The organism is Halochromatium sp., from assembly GCF_054919635.1.
The window spans coordinates 1-4,271 of the sequence record NZ_JBUDPI010000320.1; the positions used below are offsets into that span (position 1 = coordinate 1).

The 4,271-nt window shown below is 62.7% G+C and carries 4 protein-coding genes; 3 read left to right on the top strand and 1 reads right to left on the bottom strand.

What is annotated here, in order from left to right; translation table 11 throughout:
- Positions 1–757: hypothetical protein (locus ACY693_RS15760; protein WP_462322764.1), on the top strand; the 757-nt coding region annotated here is incomplete at its 5' end.
- Here ACY693_RS15760 and folE2 read toward each other — a convergent pair.
- Positions 711–1,547, bottom strand: a complete 837-nt coding sequence (folE2, locus tag ACY693_RS15765; protein WP_462322767.1) for a GTP cyclohydrolase FolE2 — start codon at positions 1,545–1,547, stop codon at positions 711–713. The genes ACY693_RS15760 and folE2 overlap by 47 nt on opposite strands.
- A gap of 452 nt (positions 1,548–1,999) precedes the next feature.
- Between folE2 and ACY693_RS15770 the strand changes: the two genes are divergently transcribed.
- Complete coding sequence (locus ACY693_RS15770; RefSeq protein WP_462322765.1) at positions 2,000–2,431, top strand: universal stress protein; 432 nt, start codon at positions 2,000–2,002, stop codon at positions 2,429–2,431.
- A 74-nt stretch (positions 2,432–2,505) separates the two neighbouring features.
- Complete coding sequence (locus ACY693_RS15775) at positions 2,506–4,212, top strand: BCCT family transporter (protein ID WP_462322766.1); 1,707 nt, start codon at positions 2,506–2,508, stop codon at positions 4,210–4,212.
- Positions 4,213–4,271 lie beyond the last annotated feature (59 nt).

Below are 4,271 nucleotides of genomic sequence, written 5' to 3' on the forward strand. Positions count from 1 at the left end.
CGATCTAGGGGGCGGTGAGCCCTGTAGCGAGGCGCGCAATCAGCGCATGGCGCGAGTATTCCAAGCCCAGCCTGTGCCGATCCTCTATACCCCAGGCGATAACGAATGGACCGACTGTCATCGCCGTTCGGCAGGCGCGCTCGATCCGTTAGAGCGCCTGCAGGCCGTACGAGCCCGCTTCTTTGCTCGTCCTGAGGTGCTTCACAATGCGGCGCTCGATCTCGTGGTGCCGGAGGCAGCCTATCCGGAAAATGCCTACAGCCTACAAGATGGCGTGATGATCGTGCTCCTGCACGTGGTTGGCAGCGAGAACAACCGTCGTCAGGAAGACCCCGCGGCGATGGCCGAGTGGCAACAACGCTCGGATGCGAATCGCAGGTTGCTGCAGCAGGCCACCGAGATCGCACGTGAGACCCAGGCGCGCGCGATGGTGCTGCTCTTCCACGCCAACCCGATGTTCGAGCGCTCATCGCCAGCGCCAGGGTTCGCGCCGCTGTTGACGGATCTTGAGCAGCTGTTGGCCAGCTACTCAGGACCGGTGTTGGTGATTCACGGCGATACCCACCGCTTTCAGTTCAATCAACCGCTCTTGCGAACCCGCTCGGCGCTCAAAGGAGCGGGGCGCTTGTGGCGTTTGGAGGTGCCAGGCTCGCCATTCCTCGGTGGCGTTTGGGTCAGCGTCACCCGAGACCCTGCCGAACCGTTTGCGATCAAGGTCGTCTATCCATCGGCGCTGGAAGAGGCGACCGGGCGCTAGGACGCCAGCCTGAAGAGGCTTCCTTGTCGTGCGCGACCATGGCATAGGCGGAATGGTTGTGGATGGACTCGAAGTTCTCGGCCTCGACCACATAGGCCGCGATGCGGTCTTCGGCATTCAGCCGGCGGGCGACATCGCGCACCGTATCCTCGACGAACTTGGGATTGTCGTAGGCATGCTCGGTGACATACTTCTCATCGGGACGCTTGAGCAGACCATAGAGCTGAGCGCTCGCTTCGGCCTCGACGAGGTCGATCACCTCCTCGATCCACAGGAAGCCGCAGGTCTTGGCTTCCACGGTCACATGCGAGCGCTGGTTGTGCGCGCCGTAGCTTGAGATCTCTTTCGAGCAGGGACAGAGACTCGTGACGGGGACCACGACCTTGATCGACAGCTCAGGCGCGCCATTGCGAACCTCGCCGATCAGGGTCACGTCATAGTCGAGCAGGCTTTCGACGCCCGTCACCGGCGCGCGCTTGTTGACGAAGAATGGAAAGCGCATCTCGATGTGACCGGCCTCGGATTCCAGCCGCTCGGCCATCTCGGTGAGCATCTCCTTGAAGGTGCCGACGCCGATTTCGCGCTCATGGCCATTGAGAATGGCGACGAAGCGCGACATGTGCGTGCCCTTGAAGTGGTGGGGCAAGAAGACGTACATGTTGAAGGTGGCAACCGTGTGCTGCTCGGCACCGCTGCGATCCTTGATCCGCACCGGGTGGCGGATATCCTTGATGCCAACCTTGTTGATCGCGATCTGACGATGGTCTCGGCTAGACTGGACATCGGCAATTCCGGTCGCCTTGCCGGGATCGTTGGCCTTTCCGGTTGAATGGTTGAGGCGGTCGGCGGGCTCGGGTGAGCGGGCGGTAAGCGCGGCGTCCACAAGACTTGCTCCTAGAGATGGCGGGGAGGAATCGTGCCGGACGGACATCCTGCGTTCGACCGAACTTGATTATATAACTTGATGAAACGATGAGGCCAAGAGCCGCGACCTGCAAGGCTCTCGGGCGGCTGAGTTGAGGTGTATCGCACATCATGCATCGCACCTAGGAGACTGGGATCGCGATGAACCGATGCCAGCCCCTCTTGTGACCCTCTTCTGGCGACGCGCCGTCTCCTGCGTTGGTCTTATGAAGTCCCTTCCTGTTAGGCTAATAGATCACCTACCCGGCGAGCCGGTGGCGCGGGTACAGGATGACCCGCAGCGGCATGCGCTCGTGTAACCCTAGGAGGCACGCACTCATGTTCAATAAGATTATGGTGCCGGTGGATCTTGCACACTTGGGTGCGCTGGAGAAGGCCCTGACCGTCGCGGCCGATCTCTCGCGCCACTATGGGACGGCCCTGTGCTACGTTGGCGTGACCACCTCCCAGCCCAGCGCGGTGGCCCGCACGCCGGAAGAGTATGAGCTCAAGCTCCGGGCGTTCGCCCATGAGCATGCCCCCGAGGGCGATCATGAGCCCACGGCGCGCGTCTACAAGAGCCATGATCCGTCGGCCGACCTGGACGATATCCTCGTCCAGGCCATCGATGACGTCGATGCGGACCTGGTGGTCATGGCGACCCATCTGCCGACCCACCTCGACGCCATCATGCCCTCCAATGGGGCCAAGATCGCCAAGCATACCAAGGCGTCCGTGTTCCTCGTGCGTCAGGATTCCGCGCCCGAATAAGCGCACCTCGACGCCACTGCACAAGATACCTGACAAGACACCTGATTCGCATCAGGCAGCCAAGGGAGACTCTCGTGGAAGAAAAACCCGCAATCGCCCCGGAGGCAATACCCGATTCGGTCGGCGTACCGGCCCCGGAAGGAGCGGCCAATCTGATCGATACCGACTACCAGATTGGTCAGGACAACTATCAAGCCCGTCCGCTCGGGGTGAATATCGACATCCACGGGGCCGTCTTCGCCGTGTCGTCCCTGATGATCCTCGGCTTTGTGGTGTTGACCCTGGCCCTGCCCGAGCAGGCCACCGCGACCTTCGACGGGGCGAAGAGCTGGATCAATACTAATGCCACCTGGTTCTATCTGCTGTCCGCCAACGTCTTCGTGCTGCTGTGCCTCGGTCTGATCCTCTCGCCCCTGGGTCGCATCCGCATTGGCGGCGCCGAGGCGACACCGGATTTCTCGCGGGTCTCCTGGTTCGCCATGCTGTTCGCGGCGGGGATGGGGATCGGCTTGATGTTCTATGGCGTCGCCGAGCCCTTGACCCACTATGGCACGGCCCTGGGAGGCACGACCGTCGGCGAGGACGGGGTGCGCACGGACTGGGCCCCCCTCGGCGGAGCTGCCGGCGATGAGGCGGCAGCGGCTCGCCTGGGCATGGCCGCGACCTTACTCCACTGGAGCCTACATCCCTGGGCTATGTACGCCATCGTGGCCTTGGCCTTGGCCATCTTCTCCTACAACAAGGGCCTGCCGATGACGGTGCGGTCCATCTTCTACCCGATCCTGGGTGAGCGCGTCTGGGGCTGGCCGGGACATGTCGTCGACATCCTGGCGGTCTTCGCGACCCTGTTCGGACTGGCCACCTCCCTCGGCTTCGGCGCCGAGCAGGCGGCGTCGGGGCTGCACTATCTGTTCGGGGTCGGTGACGGGGATGTCACCCTGGTGCTACTGATCACCGGCATCACGGCGGTGGCGATTGTGTCCATCGTGGCGGGCGTGGACAAGGGGGTGAAACGCCTGTCCGAGGTCAATATGCTCCTGGCGTTCCTGCTGCTGATGTTCGTGGTGTTCGTGGGGCCGACACTCCTCATCTTGACCAGTTTCTTCAGCAATATCGCCAACTACCTGGGTGAGCTGCCCTTCCTGTCCAATCCCTTCGGGCGGGAGGACGTCAACTACAGCCAGGGCTGGACCACCTTCTACTGGGGCTGGTGGATCAGCTGGTCGCCCTTCGTGGGCATGTTCATCGCCCGAGTGAGTCGGGGGCGCTCAGTGCGGGAGTTCCTGATCTCTGTGCTGCTCATCCCCACCACGGTCTCCATCTTCTGGTTTACCGCCTTCGGCACCACCGCCATCGAGCAGGTGCAACAGGGCTTCGACGGTGCGGTGTCGGCGGAACTGCCACTGCAGCTGTTCATGATGTTGGGCGAGCTGCCGCTGACGGAAATCACCTCGTTCATCGGTATCGTGCTCGTGCTCGTGTTCTTCATCACCTCCTCGGATTCCGGGTCCCTCGTGATCGATACCATCGCCGCAGGCGGCAAGATCGATGCCCCCAAGCCCCAACGCGTGTTCTGGGGCGTTATCGAGGGTGCCGTCGCTATCGCGCTCCTGCTGGGGGGTGGTCTGGCCGCCCTACAGGCGGTGGCGGTATCCGCCGGCTTGCCCTTCACCCTGCTGCTCCTGGCGGGCTGCTACGCCATCGTCATGGGGCTGCTGAGCGAGCCCCGGATCGCCAAGCCGGCCAAATCGGCCAAACCAGCCAAGTCGTCAGCGCGTTGACGACGCTTGACCGACATTACCCCTGCAGAATAGCCGAAATCCCGCGCCACGACTGGGCT